This window comes from Enterobacter cloacae complex sp. CARB60 (assembly GCF_036487345.1).
Classification (GTDB): Bacteria; Pseudomonadota; Gammaproteobacteria; order Enterobacterales; family Enterobacteriaceae; genus Enterobacter; species Enterobacter asburiae_D.
Genome location: NZ_JAZKLC010000002.1, coordinates 211,054 through 235,729, shown reverse-complemented (window position 1 = coordinate 235,729; position 24,676 = coordinate 211,054). Strand labels below are relative to the sequence as shown.

At 57.0% G+C, this 24,676-nt stretch carries 23 protein-coding genes; 10 read left to right on the top strand and 13 right to left on the bottom strand.

Annotation, left to right across the window (positions count from 1 at the left end):
* The first annotated feature begins 35 nt into the window (after positions 1 to 35).
* The 4 genes from nirB (at position 36) to V4835_RS02015 (ending at position 4,723) form a co-directional block, all read left to right on the top strand.
* Complete coding sequence (nirB, locus tag V4835_RS02030; RefSeq protein WP_331411101.1) at positions 36 to 2,579, top strand: nitrite reductase large subunit NirB; 2,544 nt, start codon at positions 36 to 38, stop codon at positions 2,577 to 2,579.
* Positions 2,576 to 2,902: a nitrite reductase small subunit NirD gene (gene nirD, locus V4835_RS02025; RefSeq protein ID WP_063144233.1), complete on the top strand. Its 327-nt coding sequence runs from the start codon at positions 2,576 to 2,578 to the stop codon at positions 2,900 to 2,902. Before nirB ends, nirD begins: the two co-directional genes overlap by 4 nt.
* A gap of 133 nt (positions 2,903 to 3,035) precedes the next feature.
* Positions 3,036 to 4,409: a siroheme synthase CysG gene (gene cysG, locus V4835_RS02020; protein WP_063144234.1), complete on the top strand. Its 1,374-nt coding sequence runs from the start codon at positions 3,036 to 3,038 to the stop codon at positions 4,407 to 4,409.
* 143 nt (positions 4,410 to 4,552) lie between these two features.
* On the top strand, positions 4,553 to 4,723 hold the full coding sequence (locus V4835_RS02015) for a YhfL family protein (protein WP_008503029.1): 171 nt from the start codon (positions 4,553 to 4,555) through the stop codon (positions 4,721 to 4,723).
* 146 nt (positions 4,724 to 4,869) lie between these two features.
* On the opposite strand, the gene trpS is transcribed toward V4835_RS02015, so the two are convergent.
* From trpS to V4835_RS01955, 12 genes are all read right to left on the bottom strand, one after another.
* Complete coding sequence (gene trpS / locus V4835_RS02010; protein ID WP_010436358.1) at positions 4,870 to 5,874, bottom strand: tryptophan--tRNA ligase; 1,005 nt, start codon at positions 5,872 to 5,874, stop codon at positions 4,870 to 4,872.
* Complete coding sequence (gene gph / locus V4835_RS02005; RefSeq protein ID WP_331411100.1) at positions 5,867 to 6,628, bottom strand: phosphoglycolate phosphatase; 762 nt, start codon at positions 6,626 to 6,628, stop codon at positions 5,867 to 5,869. Before gph ends, trpS begins: the two co-directional genes overlap by 8 nt.
* A complete protein-coding gene (gene rpe / locus V4835_RS02000; protein WP_024907923.1) occupies positions 6,621 to 7,298 on the bottom strand; it encodes a ribulose-phosphate 3-epimerase in 678 nt (225 codons plus the stop codon). The genes gph and rpe overlap by 8 nt, the downstream gene beginning before the upstream one ends.
* 41 nt (positions 7,299 to 7,339) lie before the next feature.
* Positions 7,340 to 8,152, bottom strand: a complete 813-nt coding sequence (gene dam, locus V4835_RS01995) for an adenine-specific DNA-methyltransferase (protein WP_063144235.1) — start codon at positions 8,150 to 8,152, stop codon at positions 7,340 to 7,342.
* Positions 8,153 to 8,219: 67 nt separating this feature from the next.
* Entirely contained in the window at positions 8,220 to 9,536 is a 1,317-nt protein-coding gene (damX, locus tag V4835_RS01990; RefSeq protein ID WP_063144236.1) for a cell division protein DamX, read from the bottom strand.
* Between the two features lie 92 nt (positions 9,537 to 9,628).
* Complete coding sequence (gene aroB, locus V4835_RS01985) at positions 9,629 to 10,717, bottom strand: 3-dehydroquinate synthase (protein WP_331411099.1); 1,089 nt, start codon at positions 10,715 to 10,717, stop codon at positions 9,629 to 9,631.
* 57 nt (positions 10,718 to 10,774) lie between these two features.
* Complete coding sequence (gene aroK, locus V4835_RS01980; protein ID WP_003861630.1) at positions 10,775 to 11,296, bottom strand: shikimate kinase AroK; 522 nt, start codon at positions 11,294 to 11,296, stop codon at positions 10,775 to 10,777.
* A gap of 286 nt (positions 11,297 to 11,582) precedes the next feature.
* The gene (gene hofQ / locus V4835_RS01975; protein WP_331414065.1) at positions 11,583 to 12,806 is read right to left on the bottom strand and encodes a DNA uptake porin HofQ; all 1,224 of its coding nucleotides are present in this window, start codon (positions 12,804 to 12,806) and stop codon (positions 11,583 to 11,585) included.
* Positions 12,733 to 13,137, bottom strand: a complete 405-nt coding sequence (locus V4835_RS01970) for a HofP DNA utilization family protein (RefSeq protein WP_063144239.1) — start codon at positions 13,135 to 13,137, stop codon at positions 12,733 to 12,735. Before V4835_RS01970 ends, hofQ begins: the two co-directional genes overlap by 74 nt.
* On the bottom strand, positions 13,127 to 13,582 hold the full coding sequence (locus tag V4835_RS01965; protein WP_331411098.1) for a HofO family protein: 456 nt from the start codon (positions 13,580 to 13,582) through the stop codon (positions 13,127 to 13,129). The genes V4835_RS01970 and V4835_RS01965 overlap by 11 nt, the downstream gene beginning before the upstream one ends.
* 3 nt (positions 13,583 to 13,585) lie before the next feature.
* The gene (locus V4835_RS01960) at positions 13,586 to 14,080 is read right to left on the bottom strand and encodes a PilN domain-containing protein (RefSeq protein ID WP_331411097.1); all 495 of its coding nucleotides are present in this window, start codon (positions 14,078 to 14,080) and stop codon (positions 13,586 to 13,588) included.
* Positions 14,077 to 14,853, bottom strand: a complete 777-nt coding sequence (locus tag V4835_RS01955) for a pilus assembly protein PilM (protein WP_331411096.1) — start codon at positions 14,851 to 14,853, stop codon at positions 14,077 to 14,079. The genes V4835_RS01960 and V4835_RS01955 overlap by 4 nt, the downstream gene beginning before the upstream one ends.
* 120 nt (positions 14,854 to 14,973) lie before the next feature.
* Between V4835_RS01955 and mrcA the strand changes: the two genes are divergently transcribed.
* Positions 14,974 to 17,526, top strand: a complete 2,553-nt coding sequence (mrcA, locus tag V4835_RS01950; protein ID WP_063144243.1) for a peptidoglycan glycosyltransferase/peptidoglycan DD-transpeptidase MrcA — start codon at positions 14,974 to 14,976, stop codon at positions 17,524 to 17,526.
* A gap of 79 nt (positions 17,527 to 17,605) precedes the next feature.
* Here the strand turns inward: mrcA and nudE are convergent, their stop codons facing one another.
* Complete coding sequence (gene nudE, locus V4835_RS01945; protein ID WP_023333707.1) at positions 17,606 to 18,166, bottom strand: ADP compounds hydrolase NudE; 561 nt, start codon at positions 18,164 to 18,166, stop codon at positions 17,606 to 17,608.
* 321 nt (positions 18,167 to 18,487) lie between these two features.
* On the opposite strand from nudE, the gene V4835_RS01940 reads away from it, so the two are divergent.
* The 5 genes from V4835_RS01940 (at position 18,488) to pckA (ending at position 24,664) form a co-directional block, all read left to right on the top strand.
* Positions 18,488 to 20,623, top strand: a complete 2,136-nt coding sequence (locus V4835_RS01940; RefSeq protein WP_063144244.1) for an intracellular growth attenuator family protein — start codon at positions 18,488 to 18,490, stop codon at positions 20,621 to 20,623.
* A gap of 67 nt (positions 20,624 to 20,690) precedes the next feature.
* Positions 20,691 to 21,374 (top strand): GMP/IMP nucleotidase, encoded by a 684-nt coding sequence (yrfG, locus tag V4835_RS01935; RefSeq protein WP_331411095.1) that lies wholly within the window; start codon positions 20,691 to 20,693, stop codon positions 21,372 to 21,374.
* The gene (hslR, locus tag V4835_RS01930) at positions 21,371 to 21,772 is read left to right on the top strand and encodes a ribosome-associated heat shock protein Hsp15 (RefSeq protein WP_047345741.1); all 402 of its coding nucleotides are present in this window, start codon (positions 21,371 to 21,373) and stop codon (positions 21,770 to 21,772) included. The genes yrfG and hslR overlap by 4 nt, the downstream gene beginning before the upstream one ends.
* Positions 21,773 to 21,789: 17 nt before the next feature.
* Positions 21,790 to 22,674, top strand: a complete 885-nt coding sequence (gene hslO, locus V4835_RS01925) for an Hsp33 family molecular chaperone HslO (protein ID WP_162269339.1) — start codon at positions 21,790 to 21,792, stop codon at positions 22,672 to 22,674.
* 370 nt (positions 22,675 to 23,044) lie between these two features.
* Positions 23,045 to 24,664, top strand: coding sequence for a phosphoenolpyruvate carboxykinase (ATP) (gene pckA, locus V4835_RS01920; RefSeq protein ID WP_047345740.1), 1,620 nt, complete (start codon positions 23,045 to 23,047; stop codon positions 24,662 to 24,664).
* Positions 24,665 to 24,676: the final 12 nt, after the last annotated feature.

Sequence of the window (24,676 nt, the reverse complement as noted above, 5' to 3'; positions counted from 1 at the left end):
AGGTAGGCAATAATAGAAAAGAAATCGAGGCAATAATGAGCAAAGTCAGACTCGCTATCATCGGTAACGGCATGGTCGGCCACCGCTTTATTGAGGATCTTCTCGATAAGGCCGATGCTGAGCAGTTCGATATTACCGTGTTCTGTGAAGAACCCCGCAAGGCGTACGACCGCGTGCACCTGTCTTCCTACTTCTCCCATCATACCGCCGAAGAGCTCTCTCTGGTGCGTGAAGGTTTCTACGAGAAGCATGGCGTAAAAGTGCTGGTGGGCGAACGCGCTATCACCATCAACCGTCAGGAAAAAGTGATTCACTCCAGCGCCGGGCGTACGGTTTTTTACGACAAGCTGATTATGGCGACAGGCTCCTATCCGTGGATCCCGCCGATCAAAGGCTCAGAAACTCAGGATTGCTTCGTCTACCGTACCATTGAAGATCTCAACGCTATCGAATCCTGCGCGCGCCGAAGCAGACGCGGCGCGGTTGTCGGCGGCGGTCTGCTGGGCCTGGAAGCGGCTGGCGCGCTGAAAAACCTCGGCGTTGAAACCCACGTCATCGAATTTGCCCCGATGCTGATGGCCGAGCAGTTGGACCACATGGGCGGTGACCAGCTGCGCCGTAAAATCGAAAGCATGGGCGTGAAGGTTCACACCAGCAAGAACACCAAAGAGATCGTTCAGGAAGGGACTGAAGCACGCAAAACCATGCGCTTTGCCGACGGCAGCGAGCTGGAAGTGGACTTCATCGTCTTCTCCACCGGTATTCGTCCGCGCGACAAGCTGGCGACCCAGTGCGGGCTGGCCGTGGCGCAGCGCGGCGGGATCATGATCAACGACACCTGCCAGACCTCCGATCCGGATATCTACGCCATCGGCGAATGCGCTAGCTGGAACAACCGCGTATACGGCCTGGTGGCGCCGGGCTACAAAATGGCGCAGGTCGCGGTGGACCATATCCTCGGCAGCGAAAATGCGTTTACCGGTGCAGACATGAGCGCCAAGCTGAAGCTGCTGGGCGTGGACGTAGGCGGTATTGGCGATGCGCATGGCCGCACCCCGAATTCCCGCAGCTATGTCTATCTCGACGAAAGCAAAGAAGTCTACAAACGCCTCATCGTCAGCCAGGACAATAAAACCCTGCTCGGCGCGGTGCTGGTGGGCGACACCAGCGACTTTGGCAACCTGCTCCAGCTGGTGCTGAACGCCATCGAACTGCCGGAAAACCCGGACGCGCTGATCCTCCCGGCGCACGCGTCAAGCGGCAAGCCGTCTATCGGCGTGGATAAACTGCCGGACAGCGCGCAGATATGCTCCTGCTTCGACGTCACTAAAGGCATGCTGATCTCCGCCATCAACAAAGGCTGCCACACCGTGGCGGCCCTGAAAGCGGAAACCAAAGCCGGTACCGGCTGCGGCGGCTGTATTCCGCTGGTCACTCAGGTGCTGAACGCCGAGCTGGCGAAACAGGGCATAGAAGTGAACAACAACCTGTGCGAGCACTTCGCGTATTCTCGCCAGGAGCTGTACCACCTGATCCGCGTGGAGGGCATTAAGTCCTTCGACGAACTGCTGGCGAAGCACGGCCAGGGCTACGGCTGCGAAGTGTGTAAACCGACCGTCGGCTCCCTGCTGGCCTCCTGCTGGAACGAGTACGTGCTCAAGCCCGAGCATACGCCGCTGCAGGACACCAACGACAACTTCCTGGCGAACATCCAGAAAGACGGCACCTACTCCGTCATCCCACGTTCCGCCGGTGGCGAAATCACGCCGGAAGGGCTGGTGGCCGTGGGCCGTATTGCCCGTGAATTTAATCTCTACACCAAAATCACCGGCTCCCAGCGTATCGGCCTGTTTGGCGCGCAGAAAGACGATCTGCCGGAAATCTGGCGTCAGCTGATTGAAGCCGGCTTCGAAACCGGCCACGCGTATGCCAAAGCACTGCGCATGGCAAAAACCTGCGTGGGCAGCACCTGGTGCCGCTACGGCGTCGGCGATAGCGTGGGCTTCGGCGTGGAGCTGGAAAACCGCTACAAAGGCATCCGCACCCCGCACAAAATGAAGTTTGGCGTCTCCGGCTGTACCCGCGAATGTGCGGAAGCGCAGGGTAAAGACGTGGGTATCATCGCCACCGAGAAAGGCTGGAACCTGTACGTCTGCGGCAACGGCGGGATGAAACCGCGCCATGCGGACCTGCTGGCCGCGGATCTCGATCGCGATACGCTGATTCAGTATCTCGACCGCTTCATGATGTTCTACATCCGTACCGCCGATAAGCTGACCCGTACCGCTTCCTGGCTCGATAACCTGGAAGGCGGCATCGACTACCTGAAATCGGTCATCATCGACGACAAGCTGGGCCTGAACGAACATCTGGAAGCCGAGATGGCCCGCCTGCGCGAGGCGGTGATCTGCGAGTGGACTGAAACCGTGAACACGCCTGCGGCGCAGACGCGCTTCAAACACTTTATCAACAGCACCCAGCGCGACCCGAACGTACAGGTTGTGCCGGAGCGTGAACAGCATCGCCCGGCAACGCCGTATGAACGCATCCCAGTGACGCTGGTGGAGGAAAACGCATGAGCCAGTGGGTAAGCATCTGCAATATTAACGACATTATCCCCGCCACCGGCGTGTGCGCGCTGCTGGGCAACGAGCAGGTTGCGATTTTCCGCCCTCGCCACGATGAGCAGGTTTTTGCCATCAGCAATATCGACCCGTTCTTCGAGGCCAGCGTGCTCTCTCGTGGACTGATTGCCGAGCATCAGGGTGAACTGTGGGTTGCCAGCCCGCTGAAAAAGCAGCGTTTCCGCTTAACTGACGGGCGCTGTATGGAAGATGAAAATATCTCCGTGAAGCACTACGATGCCCGCGTGAAGGACGGCATGGTACAGCTGAAAGGCTAATCCCCGCCTTTTCACCAGAAAAGGCTATGACCTCTTAGGGGTAACGGCAGGAAAAACCGTATGTTCTGTACGATTCCTGCTGTTATCCTGACGTCAATTCTTACCCCCTCCATGAATGCTGCGAGGTAACGTCGTGGATCACCTGCCGATTTTTTGTCAATTACGCAACCGCGACTGCCTGCTCGTGGGCGGCGGCGACGTGGCTGAACGCAAAGCGCGCCTGCTGTTAGAAGCTGGCGCACGACTGACCGTCAACGCCCTCGCCTTTGCCCCACAGTTTGAGGTCTGGGCCCAGGAAGGGATGCTCACGCTGGAACAGGGGGAGTTTAATGTTTCCCTGCTGGATACCTGCTGGCTGACCATTGCCGCAACGGATGACGATGAAGTGAACCAGCGCGTCAGCGACGCCTGCGAAGCGCGCCGAATTTTCTGCAACGTGGTGGATGCGCCAAAAGAGGCCAGCTTTATCATGCCGTCGATTATCGACCGCTCGCCGCTGATGATTGCGGTGTCGTCCGGCGGACGCTCGCCGGTTCTCGCCCGCCTGCTGCGGGAAAAACTGGAGGCCGTGCTGCCCCAGCATCTTGGTCAGATTGCCCATTACGCCGGGCAGCTCCGCACCCGCGTGAAGCAAACCTTCGCGACCGTGGGCGAGCGCCGTCGCTTCTGGGAAAAATTCTTTGTGAACGACAGGCTGGCGCAGTCGCTGGCGAATCAGGACACCAAAGCCGTTGAAGAGACGACCGAACGGCTCCTGAGCGAGCCGCTGGACCATCGCGGCGAAGTGGTGCTGGTCGGGGCCGGGCCGGGAGATGCAGGATTATTGACGCTGAAAGGACTGCAGCAGATCCAGCAGGCCGATATCGTGGTTTACGATCGCCTGGTCTCCGATGACATCATGAACCTGGTGCGTCGCGACGCCGACCGCGTATTCGTTGGAAAACGGGCGGGTTACCACTGCGTGCCGCAGGAGGAGATTAACCAGATCCTGCTGCGCGAGGCGCAGAAAGGTAAGCGCGTGGTGCGCCTTAAGGGCGGCGATCCCTTTATCTTTGGGCGCGGCGGCGAGGAGCTGGAAACTCTGTGTGAGGCGGGCATTCCGTTCTCTGTCGTGCCGGGCATTACGGCGGCATCCGGGTGTTCCGCTTACTCGGGCATTCCGCTGACCCACCGCGACTTCGCCCAGAGCGTGCGGCTGGTGACGGGCCACCTGAAAACCGGCAGCGAGCTGGACTGGCATAACCTGGCCGCCGAAAAGCAGACGCTGGTGTTCTACATGGGGCTGAACCAGGCCGCGACGATTCAGGCGAAGCTACTGGAGCACGGCATGAAGGCAGATATGCCGGTCGCGCTGGTGGAAAACGGTACGTCCATCAAGCAGCGCGTGGTGAATGGCGTGCTGACGCAGCTCGGCGAGCTGGCGCAGCAGGTTGAAAGCCCGGCGCTGATTGTGGTGGGTCGTGTGGTTGAACTGCGCGACAAGCTGAACTGGTTCTCGAATCACTAACGCATATTCTTCCTTTCCGGAGTAGTCCTTAAGCGGACTACTCCCCTCTTACCGCTGTCGATAACATACCGCCCCGAAGTGGAACTTTTCCCTTTATTCCCTTGAGTTACATCCAATTTTCGTTTTTAAGACAAGGAATGCGTATGTTCAAACTGGCAAAAGCCGCCGTTCTGGTTGGCCTGTTATCGACTCTGACCGCCTGCACCGGTCACGTACAGAACACTAAAAATAACTGCAGCTATGATTACCTGCTGCACCCGGCGATCTCCATTTCGAAGATCATCGGCGGTTGCGGCCCGGCGGCGCAGCAGTAAGCGATTTTCAGGCGTAAAAAAACCGGGGCTTTCCCGGTTTTTTAGTTTTGGAGAGTGTGGTTTTTAGTCGGGTGGCGGCTTCGCCTTACCCGACCTACACGATCCCGTAGGCCGGGTAAGCGTCAGCGCCACCCGGCAAAGCAGACTTACGGCTTCGCAACAAACCCGATCGCTTCGTACACCGCTTTCAGGGTTTCGGACGCGCGCGCGCTAGCTTTTTCTGCGCCGTCTTTCATCACCTTCTGCAGGAAAGCTTCGTCGTTACGGTAGCGGTTATAGCGCTCCTGCAGCTCGGTCAGCATCCCGGAAACGGCATCTGCCACTTCGCCTTTCAGGTGGCCGTACATCTTGCCTTCGAAGTGCTGCTCCAGCTCAGGAATGCTCTGGCCGGTCACGCCGGAGAGGATATCCAGCAGGTTGGAGACGCCCGCTTTGTTCTGCACGTCGTAGCGCACAACAGGCGGCTCGTCGGAGTCGGTGACCGCGCGCTTGAGCTTTTTGACGACGGATTTCGGATCTTCCAGCAGGCCAATAACGTTGTTGCGGTTATCGTCAGACTTGGACATCTTCTTGGTTGGCTCCAGCAGCGACATCACGCGCGCGCCGGATTTTGGAATAAACGGCTCTGGCACTTTAAACACATCACCGTAAATCGCGTTAAAGCGCTGGGCGATATCGCGGCTCAGCTCCAGATGCTGCTTCTGGTCTTCACCCACCGGCACCTGGTTGGTTTGATACAGCAGGATGTCCGCCGCCATCAGCACCGGATAGTCGAACAGACCGGCGTTGATGTTTTCAGAGTAGCGCGCGGATTTATCCTTGAACTGGGTCATGCGGCTCAGCTCGCCGAAATAGGTGTAGCAGTTCAGCGCCCAGCCCAGCTGCGCGTGCTCTGGCACGTGAGACTGAACGAAAATGGTGCTTTTCTCAGGATCGATGCCGCAGGCCAGGTACAGCGCCAGCGTATCCAGGGTGGCTTTACGCAGCTTCTCAGGATCCTGACGCGCGGTAATCGCGTGGAGATCGACGATGCAGTAAATGCAATGGTAGTCATCCTGCATGCTGACCCACTGACGTAACGCACCCATGTAGTTACCAATGGTCAATTCACCTGAAGGCTGTGCGCCACTAAAAACGATGGGCTTAGTCATTATTCAATTCCTGATGTTCACTGTGCGAAAGCCCGAGTGCGGGCAACAAATCTTTGAAGTGGTCGAAGACCACATCCGGCTCACTTAGCGTGATGGCCTCACCGTAGTTGTAGCCATAGGTTAATCCGACGGAAGGACACCCTGCCGCGCGGGCGGCCAGAATATCATTGCGCGAATCCCCGACAAAGAGCAGCTCCGCAGGCGTTAAGGATAATTTTCCTGCCACCAGCAACAGCGGTTCCGGATGCGGCTTTTTGTTCTGCACGTCGTCGCCGCCCACAATCACGGAGAAATACTTCGCGATATCCAGCGCTTCCAGCAGAGGCGCAACGAACGGGGTTGGCTTGTTGGTCACCAGCCCCAGCGGGAGGCCCTTCGCGTGCAGCGCGCTCAGCGTTTCCTTAACGTCCGGGAACAGGAAACTGCCCTCCTCGACGGTCTCTTCATAGAAACGATCGAACAGTTTGCGCAGAATACGCAGCTGCTCATCCTTAGGGATGTCAGCGTGGTCAACGCTCGGTTTACCCTGCGCGGAACGCTGCGACGCGCGCTCCTGGCGAGCCCACGTCAACGCGCGCTCCATCAGGACATCGGCACCGTTGCCAATCCACGTTACCACGCGATCTTCACCCGCAACGGGCAGTTCAAGTGCGTACAGCGCCTGGTCTACGGCGCTCGTTAAGCCCGGCGCGCTGTCGACCAGCGTGCCGTCGAGGTCGAATGCCACACCCCGAATTGCCTGCAATTTATCCATGACTTACCTTCGCCAGCTCACGACGCATTTCATCAATGACTTTTTTGTAATCCGGTTGGTCGAAAATTGCCGAACCTGCAACGAACATATCCGCGCCCGCTGCCGCAATTTCACCAATGTTATTCACTTTCACACCGCCGTCCACTTCCAGACGAATATCGTAACCTGACTCATCAATACGACGGCGCACTTCACGCAGCTTATCCAGCGTGTGGGGGATAAACGACTGACCGCCAAAGCCCGGGTTAACGGACATCAGCAGGATCACGTCCAGCTTGTCCATGACATAGTCGAGATAGCTCAGCGGCGTGGCCGGGTTAAACACCAGGCCCGCTTTACAGCCGTTCTCTTTGATCAGCTGCAGCGTGCGGTCCACGTGTTCAGAGGCTTCCGGATGGAAAGTGATGATGCTGGCACCCGCTGCGGCGAAGTCAGGCACGATGCGATCAACAGGCTTCACCATCAGGTGAACGTCGATCGGCGCGGTAATGCCGTAGTTGCGCAGCGCCTTAAGCACCATTGGGCCAATGGTCAGATTCGGGACGTAGTGGTTGTCCATAACGTCGAAATGGACGACATCTGCACCAGCCGCGAGAGCTTTGGCGGTGTCTTCACCCAGGCGGGCAAAATCGGCCGACAGAATTGAGGGAGCAATCAAAAACTGTTTCATCCGCTTCTCCTTGAAATGTGTTTACCGGCGGGCAAAACGGCTCAGGGGCGATAAAGAGCCAGAAGTTCGTCCACCTTTTTACGTGTGCCGCCGTTGCTGCTAATGCTACGCCGCACTTTGACCTGAAAATGCTTCGCGGCTTTGTACCATTCGCGCGTATCAGGGGTATCGTGATTCGAAATTAACACCGGAATTCTTTTGCTGACCAGCTTTTCCGCCATCTCCGCCAGACGAGCCTGTTCAGCCGGACTGAAGCTGTTGGTGTGATAAGCGGTGAAATTCGCCGTTGCAGACAGTGGGGCGTAAGGTGGGTCACAGTAGACCACCGAGTTTACGCCTGCCAGTTCCATACACTCTTCATAGGAGAGGCAATGAAACTCTGCGTTCTGCGCTTTTTCGGCAAAGTGATACAGCTCGTCCTGCGGGAAATACGGGCGCTTATAGCGACCAAACGGCACGTTAAACTCCCCGCGCAGGTTATACCGGCACAGGCCGTTGTAGCCATGTCGGTTGAGATAGAGGAACAGCAGCGCCCTGCGGAACGGATCCTGGCTCTGGTTAAACTCCGCGCGGAACTGGTAGTAAACGTCCGGGTGATTATTCTCCGGCGTAAACAGTTTGCGCGCCTCTGCGACATACTCTTCGGTACGCAGCTTAACGATGTTATAGAGACTGATAAGGTCGTTGTTGATATCCGCCAGGATATAACGAGAAAAATCGGTGTTGAGGAACACCGATCCTGCGCCCACGAAAGGCTCGATAAGACACTCGCCTTTAGGCAGGTGCTTTTTAATATCATCGAGCAGGGGGTATTTTCCCCCTGCCCATTTCAGAAAAGCGCGATTTTTTTTCATGCTGACTAACTGATTACACCTTCTCCGGCTGTGGAGAAAGCTCCGACAGCATCCTGCGCTTTAAACATTACTTCAGATCGGCCTGAACCTGATGAATCGGCTTCGCCCACGGATTTTTCGCCTGAACGTCTGCTGGCAGTGCCGCCACGGCACGCTTCGCTTCATCTTTGGACGCATACACACCGCTGACCAGCACATACCACGGTTGACCGTTACGGGTCGTCTGATAAACAACATAGTTTTTCAGATTTGATTTCTTCGCCCAGCCGTTGAGGTTGTCATAGTTAGACGAACTGCTCAGCTGCAGCGTGTAGTTGCTGGATGGCGCAGACTTCAGCGAACCAACGTTACCTGCAGTTTTGCCTGCGGCGCTGCTGGAAGCTGTTGCCGTGGCTGCTGGAGCCGTTGCTGCAGGCGCAGCGGTGGCAGCCGGTGCCGTTGTGGTCGCCGTTGCTTTCGGCGCGGTCTGCGTGACTGGCGCTTTAGCAGGCTCGCTCACCGCAGCCGTTTCGGTGTGCTTCGGCTGTGCCGGTACGGCTTTCACTTCAGGCGCTTTGACTACCGCCTGAGGTTTGGTTTCACGCTTAGGCTCAATCACCGCCTGCTTACGTTCAGGACGTGTCGCCGTTTGCGTCTGGCGCGGTTTGGTTTCCGTCACAGCCGTTTGCGGCTGAGCATTACCACCGCGAATCGGAGCAACGGTTGCCGGCTCGGTTGGCAGCGTGGAGTTAACCACGACGTTGTCAACCTGCTGCTGGTTCTGCGGCTGCGTCAGCGCATTGTTCAGGTCACCCTGAACTTCTACGCGCTGCTGGCCTTCAGGCGCAGCAGGTGCCTGACCCTGAGCTGGGGTTGAAGAAACGGGCGGCAGAGAAACATCCTGCGGCGCTGTGGTGTTACCTGCGGTCTGCTCTGCGGAAGTCGCACCCGGTGCAGGCTGTGCGCCATTCGCCTGATTGGTCGCATCGTTACCGGACAGGTTGATGCTCTTCTCAGCGGAAGCAGATTGCTCGGTTGAGTTCGTTGACGGTGCTTTAAGCGCGGAGCCAATGCCGACAATCAGCAGCACAAGCACCAGAACGCCAAGCCCCATCATAATGTACTGGCGGGAAGCCGGTTTCGGCGCAGCGGCTTTTTTACGTTTACGCGGGCGACGCTCTACAGGCGGTTCGTCCATTGAATCTTCTTCGGACTCATAATCCTCTTCTGCTCGCTCTTCGTGCGCGTTGCGGCTGCGCGAAGGGCGACGATCGTCTGCATCCAGATCAACATCGTCAAAGTTGATCTGCGGCTCGTTATCACGTTCTGAAGATTGACGAGAACGACCAGTACGACGATCGCTGGGATCGGGTTTCAGCTCGTCTTCTGGTTTGAATTCATCCATTTAACACCCCACTCAAAGGCTTATGCTAACGACTTTGCATTTCACCTGAAGCTAAACGACCACCTGCGACAGTGGCCTGACCTTTCTAGTTGTTACGCCTGCTGACAATCAGCGATAGCGCCAAGAACGACATCGTGCGGCACTCCGCCGCGCACTTCACTTTTCCCTATTGCAAGCGGGAGTACAAGACGCATCTCACCTGCCAATACTTTTTTATCGCGCATCATGTGGGGTAAATACGCTTGCGCCGACATCGCCTGCGGTCCAGTCACCGGTAAACCTGCACGCTCAAGCAGCGCAATGATGCGTGCCGTCTCTTCCGGTGTGAACTGTCCGAGGCGTTCTGAAGTGCGGGCAGCCATTACCATTCCGGCCGCGACGGCTTCACCGTGCAGCCAGTTACCGTAACCCATTTCGGCTTCAATCGCGTGACCAAACGTATGCCCAAGATTCAGTAAAGCACGTAAGCCCGTTTCACGCTCGTCCGCTGCGACAACTTCTGCTTTCAGCTCACAACAACGACGGATGCAGTATGCCAGTTTAGCCTCATCCAGGCACAGCAGCGCATCCATATTCTCTTCAAGCCAGTTAAAGAACTCGCCGTCCAGAATAATGCCGTATTTGATCACTTCCGCCAGACCAGAAGCCAGTTCGCGCTTCGGCAGGGTTTTCAGACAGTCGAGATCCACCACCACCGATGCGGGCTGGTAGAACGCGCCAATCATGTTTTTGCCGAGCGGATGGTTGACTGCCGTTTTGCCACCCACAGAGGAGTCGACCTGGGACAGCAACGTAGTCGGGATTTGAATAAAACGGACGCCACGTTGATAGCTTGCGGCCGCAAAGCCGGTCAGATCGCCCACAACACCGCCGCCCAGGGCAAGCAGTGTTGTATCGCGACCGTGTGGTTTTTGCAGCAATGCGGTAAAGACGGTATCCAGTACCGTCAGGCTTTTATACTGCTCGCCATCGGGGAGTATCACACTGTCGACTTTTACGCCCGCCTGCTCAAGCAGGTGGCGTACGCGGTCGAGATAAAGCGGAGCCAGCGTCTCATTGGTGACCAGCATCGCCTGATCACCCGCTTTCAGTGGTAAAAAGGAAGCTGGGTCGTTAAACAAACCAGCCGCGATGGTGATAGGGTAACTACGTTCCCCGAGAGTAACTGTAATCCTCTCCATGACGCGACATCCACCTTTAATGCTTTTACCCGCAGGCGAGTGTATATAAAGCCAGAATCAGTTGCTTTCCAGCATATGAATAATCTGGTTTGCAACCACTTTAGCGCTCTGGTCGTCAGTACGAATGGTCACATCAGCAATCTCTTCATACAGCGGATTGCGTTCATCGGCCAACGCTTCCAGAACTTCGCGTGGTGGCGTTTCAACCTGCAGCAGCGGGCGCTTTTTATCGCGCTGCGTACGTGCCAGCTGTTTCTCGATGGTCGTCTCAAGATAGACCACTACGCCACGGGCGGAGAGACGGTTGCGGGTTTCGCGAGATTTCACAGAGCCGCCGCCTGTTGCCAGAACGATGCCCTGCTTTTCCGTGAGTTCGTTGATCACTTTTTCTTCTCGGTCACGGAAACCTTCTTCGCCTTCTACGTCGAAAACCCAGCCCACATCAGCTCCGGTTCGTTTCTCAATCTCTTGATCAGAATCGTAAAATTCCATATTGAGTTGTTGAGCTAACTGACGCCCAATAGTGCTTTTGCCGGCACCCATAGGCCCAACCAGAAAGATATTGCGTTTCTCTGCCATTTTATCGGTACTACTAAGACTATTCGTTAATGGTAATCCCCGCTGCGCAGACACTCAGCGTAGCAGGACATGAACTGAAACCTCATATGCAATAGAGCGAGAGTCAGACTAAAAATTATCTCAATACTCCGGCTTGTTTGGCAACTGATTAAATCACCGCGTCGGGCGCATAAGGTAATAAGACGTAAGTCCAACTCAAATCGGTACTCCTTGTATGCTAATTCATGCCCCACGTCAAACATCTGCAACAAACTGAATGCAAAATCATTGCGGGGATCGTCACCCGTCAGCGAATACCGACCAGACGTGGCGTAATAAACACCACTAACTCGCGCCGCTCATTATCCTTCCCATCGTGGCGAAAAAGCTGCCCAAGCCAGGGAATTTTTCCCAGCCCCGGCACGCTGTCACTGCCGGTTTTATTCTTCTGCGAAAAAATTCCGCCCAACGCCAGCGTTTCTCCACTTTTTACCTCCACCTGGGTTTCTATCTCCTGTTTGTCGATCGCCAGCGTTTCGCCGTCCGCCTGCTGCAGAACCTGTCCCGGCATATTTTCGCTGATGTGTAATTTCAGGCGCACGCGGCCTCCCGGTAACACCACCGGCGTGACCTCCATCCCTAATACCGCCTCTTTAAACTCAACGGAGGTGGCGCCGCTTTCACCGCTTGAGACCTGATACGGAATTTCACTCCCCTGCTTGATGCTGGCCGGTTGCATATGCGAGGCCAGCAGACGCGGGCTGGCGATGATATCGACCTGCTGTTTTTGCTCCAGCGCAGAGAGCTCCAGATCCAGCAGCCGGCCATTGATCCGCCCGATGTTAAAACCCGCGTGGCTGGTGGCGCTGGCGACGGAAAGATCGCTGCCAAGCGTGGTGAGCTGACCAACCTTACCCGCGTCGGTGGCGTCGGCGAGATTCCACTTCACTCCCAGCTCACGCAGGCTTTTTTTATTAATGGTCACAATGTGCGCCGCCAGCTCGACCTGTTCGACGGGAATATCAATCTGAGCGGCCCAGCGCTGCAGCGTCTCCACCACCGTCTGGTTATCCCGAATCAGCAGTCGGTTGGTGCGTTTGTCGACAGATAAACTCCCCTTTGGACTCAGGAGTTTTTCTGCGGCTTTTTGCAGCTCTCCGGCATCGGCATAGGAAAAAGGGATGCTGTGCGACACCAGCGGCGCATCAAGCTGTCGACGCGCCCGCTCCTGTTCTGAGCGTTCCTGCTGTTCACGCTGCCAGGCCGCGGTATGCACATAAAAAATGCCGCCCTCCTCTCGCAAAACGAGGCCAGCGCTGGTGACAACCGTCTGTAATGCCTGACGCCAGGGGACGCGCGTCAGGTTAAGCGAAAGCGTGCCGCTGACATCAGGCGATATCACCAGATTACGGTTCTCCTGCGCGGCCAGGCTCTGCAGCACCTGAACTACAGGAACGTCATCCACCACCAGCGTGACCGGCTTTGGCGCGGCGGCCCACAGCGGATGGCTGAACGCCAGCAGCCACAGCATTATCCGTAAATTCATTCTTATCCGTTCCTTCTCGTTGCCACGTCCATTTTCCTGGTTCACATGTGTCACCCACATCAACAACCAGTTCCGTTTGATTGATGGCTGTTATCGTCCAGCCCGCCGGGAAGCGCTCATGCGTTTTGAGGCGGTACCAGCGCTTTTGCCCATCCTGTAAAATGCCGATAGCCTGCTGTCCTCCCACCATGCCGCGATAGTGCCACTGCGCCAGCTCGCCAATGGCGCAGGGATCGTCCGGCGGGCGAAACGGATCGCGCATGCCGGTCAATAGCAGCGCTGAGCAAACCAGCAAATATCGCGCGCTATTTCGCATGTTCCAGCTCCAGCCGCAGGCGCAACGCTGTACCTTGTGGCGAAATCGCGAAAGCGGCGATCTGCACATCCCGCTGCGCCAGCCGGGAAAAAAGCGCCGGAAGCGCCTGCCACTTAACTTCCAGCATCAGTTCCCCTCCGTTCGGCAGCGGCTTCCAGTAAACCAGCGTCGTGTTATCGCCCTGAAAATCGAGCGGGGAAAACGGCGTCAGCTCCCATGATTCCGGTGTTTCCGGACGAAACGGCCCCTTTCTGACGGCAGGCCATAACGCTGCGTTCGTCCTCGCGTCCTGAATCAGCTGGCGCTGTCGTTCAGCACACTGCCTGTCTATCGGTCTGAGCAAGGTGCCCCACGCGGCCAGTCCGGCCAGGAAACTCCCCAGACACCAGAAGAGCACCCGATTCCAGGGACGGCTTTCGCACCAGCGTTCTAACAGGGTATCCATGCGTCACCCCTCGCTTTTAAGATGAAGGGTGAACATCCAGCGCCCCTGGCTGTCCTGCCGAAGCTCACCCGCCGTCCCGGGCGTAAAACCGGTTATTTGTCCAAGCGCATCACGCAGGGCGGAGAGGGCCGGCAGGGTTAGGGCATACCCGCTCAGCATCAGCGCAGGCGGCTGATAGCGCAGCTCTGTCAGCCAGACCTGTGCCGGAATGGTGCGGGCAAGGGATTCCAGCACCGGTTGCCATGCGCGTCGTTGAAGTGTCTGCGCTGGCTTGTGCGCCTGTGAGGCGAGTTTCTGCCGGGAGAGAAGCGCATGCTGCACGGTCTGCATTCCCGTCAGATCCGTTTGCAGCGCGTGCAGCCTCATAAGAGGGTTCATCCGCAGACAGAAAATGGCCACGAACATCAACAGCACGGTGCCGACACACATTGCGCCCCAGAAACGCAGGCATCGCGCGCGCCGCTGCTGTCGCCAGGGCAGAAAGTTCATGATGTTCATCCGGGCACCTCGCTCATGGCCAGCGCTAGCGCAACGGTATAGTCAGCGCCGCAGTCCGGTAGCGGGGCATGGCAGCGTTCCAGGATTTCCCACGGGTCACGTCGGCTATCAAACAGCGCGATGTCATCCGGACCAAGCGCCAGCAGCGCCGCAAGCTCGGCCGTGCTTTCAGCTTCTGTGGTAAAGCGGCGTCCCCACTGGTGGCGCATCGCCCACAGCCACTGCCGTTCGTCCCGCCAGGCAACGCATTTAGCAGGCGACACCGCAGGAAGAAGATTCGCCAGCGCGCTGGCATCCGGCGTAATGCTCACCAGCCGCAAACGCAGCGTTTTCGCCAGCGCCAGTAGAGTATCGACCTCGTTGTTTTGCGCGGCAGTCACGCGAAAGGTATTGCTGAAGGTATCCTGTGCGTAATCGAAACAGAGCGTATCGGCAGACATCTCCAGTTCGCGCGCGAGCGCCGCGCCAAGCCATGAGAGCTGCTCGCTGTCGCGCAGTGTAACGGTCGGGCGGGGAAGCGACCGCTGCAGGGTGCGTGCTGCCGGGAAAGAGAGGAACACCCGGTGGTAGTGCGGCAGCGTTTTCCGCCAGTCGCGTAACGCATCAACCAGCTGTTCTGGCTGACAAATCTTGCCGTCACGAATGATGCCTTCGGCCAGAGGAATCGCCCACCAGCGGCGCAAGCACCAGCCGGACTTCTCCCGGGCCAACGCGACGATCAGCACCCTATCCTGTTGAATATGAACGCCCGTTTGCCATGTTTTGAAAGCCATGCTTCACGATCTCCTTATCGCCCGTCGTCTTGACGGCTATATCAATGAATCAGGCTTGCCTTTATACTACCGCGCGATTGTTTAGAAACTGCCCAAGTGAAACCAAATGGGAAATCTCCGGTGAAGTTCGTAAAGTATTTATTCATCCTTGCAGTCTGTTGCATTCTGCTGGGAGCAGGCTCGATTTACGGTTTGTACAAATATATTGAGCCACAGCTACCTGATGTCGCCACGCTTCGCGATGTGCGACTCCAGATCCCGATGCAAGTCTATAGCGCCGATGGCGAGCTCATGGCGCAGTATGGCGAGAAGCGTCGTATTCCGCTGACCTTAAACCAAATCCCTCCCGTGATGGTGAAAGCCTTTATCGCCACGGAGGACAGCCGTTTTTACGAGCACCACGGTGTCGATCCGGTGGGGATTTTCCGTGCCGCGAGCATTGCGCTGTTCTCTGGTCACGCCTCTCAGGGGGCGAGTACCATTACGCAGCAGCTGGCGCGTAACTTCTTCCTCAGCCCTGAAAAGACGCTGATACGTAAGATCAAAGAGGTGTTCCTTGCGATCCGTATTGAGCAGCTGCTGAGCAAAGACGAAATTCTTGAGCTGTACCTCAACAAAATCTACCTGGGCTACCGCGCCTATGGCGTGGGGGCTGCCGCACAGGTGTACTTCGGTAAGCCTGTTGAGCAACTCACCTTAAGCGAAATGGCAACCATTGCCGGTCTGCCGAAAGCGCCGTCCACGTTTAACCCGCTCTACTCGCTCGATCGCGCCACCGCGCGTCGTAACGTCGTCCTGTCACGTATGCTGAGCGAAGGCTACATCAGCCAGAGCGAGTACGACCAGGCGCGTAACGATGTGATTGACGCTAACTACCACGCCCCTGAGATCGCCTTCGCTTCTCCTTACCTGACCGAAATGGTTCGCCAGGAGATGGTGAATCGTTATGGCGACAAGGCCTATGAAGATGGCTATCGGGTGTACACCACCGTCACCCGCAAAGTCCAGCAGGCGGCTCAGGAAGCGGTGCGCAACAACGTGATGGACTACGATATGCGTCACGGCTATCGCGGCCCGTCAAACGTGCTCTGGAAAGTGGGCGAAAGCGCGTGGGACAGCAAAAAAATCACCAGTACGCTGAAGGCGCTGCCAACCTATGGTCCGCTCCTTCCAGCCGTGGTGACGCAGGCCGATCCGCAGGAAGCCGTTGCGACGCTCGCGGACGGTACTTCCGTCTCGCTGCGTATGGACGGTATCCGCTGGGCGCGTCCGTACCGCTCGGATACGCTTCAGGGCGCAACGCCGCGTAAAGTGACCGATGCGGTACAAACCGGGCAGCAAATCTGGGTGCGCAAGGTCGGCGAAGCCTGGTGGCTGGCACAGGTGCCGGACGTCAACTCGGCCCTGGTCTCTATCAACCCACAGAACGGTGCCGTTCTGGCCCTGGTCGGCGGGTTTGATTTCAACCAGAGCAAATTTAACCGCGCCACCCAGGCGCTGCGTCAGGTCGGTTCCAACATCAAACCGTTCCTCTACACGGCGGCGATGGATAAGGGTCTGACTCTCGCCAGCATCCTTAACGACGTGCCAATCTCCCGCTGGGATGCCGGTGCCGGTTCCGACTGGCAGCCGAAGAACTCCCCTGCGGAGTATGCCGGTCCTATTCGTCTCCGTCAGGGCCTGGGACAGTCGAAAAACGTGGTGATGGTGCGCGCCATGCGCGCGATGGGCGTCGACTATGCCGCAGAGTATCTGCAGCGCTTCGGTTTCCCGGCGCAGAACATCGTTCGCACCGAGTCGCTGGCGTTAGGCTCCGCCTCCTTTACGCCGCTTCAGGTTGCACGCGGGTACTCGGTGATGGCCAACGGCGGCTTCCTGATTGACCCGTACTTCATCAGCAAGATCGAGAACGATCAGGGCGGCGTGCTGTTCGAAGCGAAGCCGAAAATTGCCTGTGCAGAGTGCGATATTCCTGTGATTTACGGTAATACACCGAAATCTGACGTGCTTGAGAATAAGGACATGGAAGACCCTGCCGTGTCTCAGGAGCAGCCGAACGGCGTTGTACCGCAGCCGCAGCTGGAGCAGGCTAACCAGTCGCTGGTGGCACAAACCGGTGCGCCGGAGTATGCCCCGCATGTGATCAACACGCCGCTGTCGTTCCTGATCAAAAGCGCGCTGAACACCAACATCTTCGGTGAACCGGGCTGGCAGGGTACAGGCTGGCGTGCAGGGCGTGATTTGCAGCGCCATGATATCGGCGGTAAAACGGGGACAACCAACAGCTCGAAAGACGCGTGGTTCTCGGGTTACGGGCCGGGCGTGGTGACATCGGTCTGGATCGGATTCGACGATCACCGCCGTGACTTAGGCCGTACAACGGCATCCGGCGCGATTAAGGATCAGATTTCCGGCTACGAAGGCGGAGCAAAGAGCGCGCAGCCGGCGTGGGACGCCTACATGAAGTCCGTTCTCGAAGGCGTGCCGGAGCAGCCGCTGACGCCACCGCCAGGCGTGGTGACCGTCAATATCGACCGCAGCACGGGCCAGCTCGCCAACGGCGGTAATAGTCGCGAAGAGTATTTCATCGAGGGTACGCAGCCAACCACACAGGCGGTGCATGAGGTGGGTACAGAGATTATTGATAACGGCGAAACGCACGAGCTGTTTTAAGCATAAAAATGCCCGGTAAAAGCCGGGCAAATAATCGTAGGCCGGGTAAGGCGAAGCCGCCACCCGGCTTTTTTATGGCCTACAGTCGCCCCTGCCCCTTCAGCCACTCCCGGACCAGGAACAGCGCGCTCACGTTGCGAGCCTCATTAAAGTCAGGGTCCTCCAGCAGATCCATCAGGTGCGCTAACGGCCAGCGAACCTGCGGCAGCGGCTCCGGCTCATCCCCTTCGAGCGATTCAGGATAGAGATCTTCGGCCACCACAATATTCATTTTGCTGGAAAAATAGGACGGCGCCATGCTCAGTTTTTTCAGGAATGAAAGCTCATTCGCCCCGAAGCCGACCTCTTCTTTCAGCTCGCGGTTTGCCGCTTCGAAGACGGTTTCACCCGGGTCGATAAGCCCTTTCGAGAACCCAAGCTCGTAAGATTCCGTTCCCACAGCGTATTCGCGGATCAAAATCAGATGATCGTCGATAATGGGAATAATCATCACCGCTTCGCGCGAAGAGGGGCGCATACGTTCATAAACGCGACGAACACCGTTGCTGAACTCCAGGTCCACACTTTCGACATTAAACAGGCGCGATTTGGCGACAGTTTCAACATTCAGAATGGTGGGTTTTTGTAGTGGTTTGCTCATCGTGATGGGTCTTAGCAGTGAGAACTGGGGTTATTGTGCGATATGCCGCACGGTTTCGGCAATGTCAATCGTTCTTTATTTACATTTATGCAACGTAGCAGGGATCAATCCTCAATTCAAAACAAATGTCAAGAGGTTGAAATGTTTCCAGGAATTTGCTGATATCGCGCCATAACAGGCTTTGCTATCATCACCGGTCACTGGGATGCGCTTCAGAATGCTCAAGTTCGACTCCATACTTGCCGATAGCCAACCACAGACTCTCATTCAATGTAAAGGTGCTACTGACTACACCTGTAAGATAAGTAAGATGGGGAAAGCATGAGCACCATTTTGATTGTTCTCGCTGCTATGCTGGCCAGCGCATTGGTTGCAGGGTGGTTGTACAGGCGCCGCGTACAGCGCCGTTATCGTCTGCCCTTTTTAAATGCATTTGCGGGTGCGGGCACGCGCAAACTCACGCAAGACGAGCGCGATGCGGTTGAAAACTATCTCGAAATCCTGAACCGTTCTCAGTTAACGCCTGGGCCAACGGGGGCCACTGCTGCGCCCGTCGCGCTAAAGCTTAACGCGCAAAGTGATACCGTGCTCTGCGTGACGCGCTCCATCACGCGCTATGGCATCACCACTGATGACCCGAACAAGTGGCGCTATTACCTGGATTCCGTCGAAGTGCATCTGCCCCCGTCCTGGGAGCAGTACATTAATGACGAGAACAGCGTTGAGCTGATTCACACCGATTCGTTGCCCCTGGTTATTTCGCTTAACGGCCATACGCTGAATGAATACCTTCAGGAAGCCCCGCGTTTTGCGCTGGAGCGCGCGAGTTCAACGCAGGCTTCCATTCGTGGCGAAGAGACGGAGCAGATCGAACTGCTGAACATTCGCCAGGAGACGCATGAAGAGTACGCCCTGAGCCGCCCGGACGGCATCCGTGAAGCCATTCTGATCGTCGCGGCCTTCCTGCTCTTTTTTATCTGCCTGCTTACGCCGGACGTGTTTGTTCCCTGGCTGGCTGGCGGCGCGGTGCTGCTGCTGGCAGCCGGGCTTTGGGGACTCTTTGCCCCACCGGCCAAAACCTCGCTGCGAGAGATCCACTGCCTGCGCGGTACGCCAAAGCGCTGGGGCCTGTTCGGTGAAAACGATCAGGAACATCTCAACAATATTTCGCTCGGTATTATCGACCTGATCTACCCGCGCCACTGGCAACCGTGGATTACGCAGGACTTAGGGCAGAAAACCGATATTGATATCTACCTTGACCGCCACGTTGTGCGTCAGGGGCGCTTCCTGTCTCTGCATGATGAAGTCAAAAACTTCCCGCTTCAGCACTGGCTGCGCAGCGCGGTCATTGCCGGCGGCGCCGCGCTGGTCTTTGTCATGCTGCTGCTTTTCGTGCCGCTGGATATGCCCATCAAATTCACCCTGTCGTGGATCAAAGGCGCGCAAACCATTGAAGCGAGCAGCGTCAACAAGCTGGATGAAGCCGGTGTACGCGTGGGGGACACGCTGCGCCTGAAGGGAACCGGGATGTGTAATATTCACACCCCGGGGACGTGGAACACGCGTCAGAACTCGCCGTTCATGCCGTTCGACTGCTCGCAAATTATCTGGAACGACGCGCCGCCGCTGCCGCTGCCGGAATCCGAAGTGGTGAATAAGGCCACGGCGCTTACCCAGACGGTGAACCGCCAGCTGCACCCGAAACCGGACGATGATTCGCGCGTCAGCCCTGCGCTGCGCTCGGCCATTCAGAAATCAGGCATGGTTCTGCTGGATGATTTTGGTGACATCGTCCTGAAAACGCAGGATTTATGCTCCTCTCAGGATGAGTGCATACGTCTTAAAAACGCCCTGGTAAACCTGGGTAACAGTAAAGACTGGGACTCGCTGGTGAAACGCGCCGAAGCGGGGCGACTGGATGGCGTTAACGTGCTGCTGCGTCCGGTGAGCGCTGAATCGCTGGATAACCTGGTCGCGACCTCGACCTCGCCGTTCATGATGCGCGAGACCACCCGAGCGGCTCAGGCGCTGAACAGTCCGGCACCGGGCGGGTTTGTGATAGTCAGCGATGAAGGCAGCGACCTGGTCGATCAGCCTTACCCGCAGGTTGCGCTTTATGACTACCCGGCGCAGGAGCAGTGGAGCCAGTTCCAGCGCCTGGCGCAGATGCTGATGCAAACGCCGTTCAGCGCCGAAGGGATTGTCACAAGCATCTACACCGATGCCAACGGCACTCGCCATATCGGCCTGCACCGCATGCCGGATAGCGCAGGCTTATGGCGTTACATCGGCACCTCCCTGCTGATGACCGCGATGCTGATTGCCATTTTCTGGAACGGCTTTATGGCCCTGCGCCGCTACCAGCGCTCGCGCACCCGGCTTGCCGATATCCAGCAGTATTATGAAAACTGCCTCAATCCTAAGCTGATCCCCTCGTCTGAGAGCCTGATCTGATAACGTCGTTGCGCGACAAGATGTGCTACCCTGTCGCGCACGTTTCTTCTGGCTGGAGTTCCCCCTAATGCATTTTGATATCGCCTGGCAGGAGGTTGATACCGTTCTGCTGGATATGGACGGCACGCTGCTCGATCTCGCCTTTGATAACTATTTCTGGCAAACGCTGGTTCCTGAAACCTACGGCGAACAGCAGGGGATCTCCCCGGCAGAAGCGCAGGCATTCATCCGTTCGCAATATAGCGCGGTACAACATACGCTAAACTGGTACTGTCTTGACTACTGGAGCGAGCGCCTCGGTTTGGATATTTGTGCCATGACCACCGCCCAGGGCCCGCGCGCCGTTCTGCGCGAGGATACCGTGCCCTTTCTGGATGCGCTGAAAGCAAGCGGCAAACGCCGTATTTTGCTGACCAACGCGCATCCACATAATCTGGCGGTGAAGCTGGAGCATACCGGTCTGGCGTCGCACCTTGATTTATTACTTTCCACCCACACATTTGGTTATCCGAAAGAGGATCAGCGGTTGTGGCATGCGGTGAAGGAAGAGACGGGGTTGCAGCCAGAACGTACGCTGTTCATTGATGACAGCGAGCCCATTCTGGATTCCGCGGCAAGGTTTGGCATTCGCTACTGTCTGGGCGTGACCAATCCTGACTCTGGCCTGGCTGAAAAAAACTATCTGCGCCACCCTGGACTGAACGACTATCGCCAGATGATCCCCTCACTGACCGTGAAGGAGACGCCATGAAAGAAAAACCCTCTGACGGGGTAAGACTGGATAAATGGCTGTGGGCAGCGCGTTTTTATAAAACACGCGCCCTTGCCCGCGAGATGGTTGACGGCGGAAAAGTGCATTACAACGGCCAGCGCAGCAAACCGAGCAAGCTGGTTGAGCTGAATGCTACCTTAACGCTGCGTCAGGGCAACGATGAACGTACGGTGGTGATTAAAGCCATTACCGAACAGCGTCGACCCGCAGCGGAAGCCGTACTGCTTTATGAAGAGACCGCGGAGAGCATTGAAAAACGCGAGAAGACCGCGCTGGCGCGCAAAATGAACGCGCTGACGATGCCTCACCCGGACCGGCGACCGGATAAAAAAGAGCGCCGCGATCTGATGAAATTTAAACACGGTGAGACCGAGTAACCTCACCCGCACGAGAGATGAAAATGGCCCAACACGACCAATTACACCGCTATCTGTTTGAACAATTCGCCGTGCGCGGCGAGCTGGTCACCGTATCCGAAACCTGGAAACAGATTCTGGAAAACCACAACTACCCGCTGCCGGTGAAGACCCTGTTGGGCGAACTGCTGGTTGCCACCAGCCTGCTGACGGCGACGCTGAAGTTTGCCGGTGATATCACCGTGCAGCTGCAGGGTGACGGCCCGATGACGCTGGCGGTGATCAACGGCAATAACCAGCAGCAGATGCGCGGCGTGGCGCGCGTTCAGGGCGACGTGCCTGAAAATGCAGACCTCAAAACGCTGGTAGGTAATGGCTACCTGGTGATCACCATCTCCCCTGAGGAAGGCGAGCGCTATCAGGGCGTAGTGGGTCTGGAAGGCGATACCCTGGCAGCCTGCCTGGAAGATTACTTCATGCGTTCTGAACAGCTGCCGACGCGTCTCTTCATCCGCACCGGAGAAGTGGACGGTCAGCCTGCTGCGGGCGGCATGCTGCTGCAGGTTCTGCCTGCGCAGGACGCACAGACCAATGACTTTGAGCACCTGGCGACGCTGACCGAAACCATCAAAGCGGAAGAGCTGTTCAACCTGTCAGCGACAGACGTGCTGTGGCGTCTGTACCACGAAGAAGAAGTGACGGTCTACGACCCGCAGGCGGTGGAATTTAAGTGCACCTGCTCCCGCGAGCGCTGCGCTGGCGCACTGAAAACCCTGCCGGATGAAGAGATCGACAGCATCATGGCGGAAGACGGCGAAATTGATATGCACTGTGACTACTGCGGTACGCACTACGTGTTCAATTCGATGGATATCGCTGAGATCCGCAACAACGCCTCCCCGGCGGATCCGCAGGTTCACTAATCCTCTTTCCCCTCACCCTAACCCTCTCCCCAAAGGGGAGAGGGAACTTGAACCCCTGGGCTGAGGGGCAAAAACCCCCGCCCAAGCTGAATCGTTTTCACAATGTAACTCTTACGTAATTTTCTTACGTGTATGCGATTACATTCACATTCTCTCCGATAAAATCACCAGCCTTTAACCTTTTAGGAACATTTTCCCCAACCAAAAAGCGATTCCTGCGATAATCCGCCTGCACTGTGACTGGAGTCGCAGCGTTTTCCGTTAGTAAGGGTTTTGTCCAGATGCGTAAATCTATGAGCCCCGTCGCGGTTAACAACCTCAGAAAAACCCTACAATTTCAGGCAGTACATATTGGCTAAGGAGCAGTGATATGCGTGTTACTGGTTTAACCCCGCAAGATCTCAAGGCTTATGGAATTCACGACGTCCAGGAAATCGTCTACAACCCCGACTACGATACGCTGTATCAGGAAGAGCTCAATCCAGCACTGGAAGGATACGAGCGTGGTGTGTTGACGAATCTTGGTGCTATCGCCGTCGATACCGGTATCTTTACCGGTCGTTCGCCGAAAGATAAGTATATCGTCCGAGACGAAACCACCCGCGATACGCTGTGGTGGGCTGACAAGGGCAAAGGGAAGAACGATAACAAACCGCTCTCCCCGGAAACCTGGCAGCACCTGAAAGGGCTCGTCACCCATCAACTTTCCGGCAAGCGTCTGTTCATTGTCGACGCTTTCTGCGGCGCTAACGCCGACACCCGTCTCTCCGTGCGTTTTATCACTGAAGTGGCCTGGCAGGCGCATTTCGTGAAAAACATGTTTATTCGTCCAACCGACGAAGAGCTGCAGGATTTCACCCCGGATTTCATCGTGATGAACGGCGCGAAATGCACGAATCCACAGTGGAAAGAGCAGGGCCTAAACTCCGAAAACTTTGTTGCCTTCAACCTGACCGAGCGTATCCAGCTGATCGGCGGTACCTGGTACGGCGGCGAAATGAAGAAAGGGATGTTCTCCGTCATGAACTACCTGCTGCCGCTGCGGGGCATCGCCTCCATGCACTGCTCGGCTAACGTCGGTGAAAAAGGCGACGTGGCGGTATTCTTCGGCCTGTCCGGCACCGGTAAAACCACCCTGTCCACCGATCCAAAACGTCGTCTCATTGGCGATGACGAACACGGCTGGGATGACGACGGCGTATTCAACTTTGAAGGCGGCTGCTACGCGAAGACCATTCGCCTGTCTGAAGAGGCCGAGCCGGATATCTTCCACGCGATCCGTCGCGATGCGCTGCTGGAAAACGTCACCGTGCGTGCCGACGGCTCCATCGACTTCGACGATGCGTCGAAAACCGAAAACACCCGCGTCTCTTACCCGATCTACCACATCGACAATATCGTGAAGCCGGTGTCAAAAGCGGGTCATGCCACTAAGGTGATTTTCCTGACGGCGGATGCGTTCGGCGTGCTGCCTCCGGTCTCTCGCCTGACCGCCAGCCAGACGCAGTACCACTTCCTCTCGGGCTTCACCGCCAAGCTGGCGGGAACCGAGCGCGGCGTGACGGAGCCAACCCCAACCTTCTCCGCCTGCTTCGGCGCGGCCTTCCTGTCGCTGCACCCGACGCAGTACGCTGAAGTGCTGGTGAAACGCATGCAGGCGTCCGGCGCGCAGGCCTACCTGGTGAACACCGGCTGGAACGGTACCGGCAAACGTATCTCCATCAAAGATACCCGCGCGATTATCGACGCCATTCTGGATGGTTCTCTGGACGACGCCGAAACCTTCACGCTGCCGATGTTTGACCTGGCGATCCCAACGTCGCTGCCGGGTGTGGATACGCATATCCTCGACCCGCGCAACACGTACGGTTCGCCGGAGCAGTGGCGCGAGAAGGCGGAATCGCTGGCGAAACTGTTTATTGAAAACTTCGAGAAGTACACCGATACCCCGGCAGGTGAAGCGCTGGTGAGTGCGGGACCGAAGCTGTAGTCCTTCTCCCTC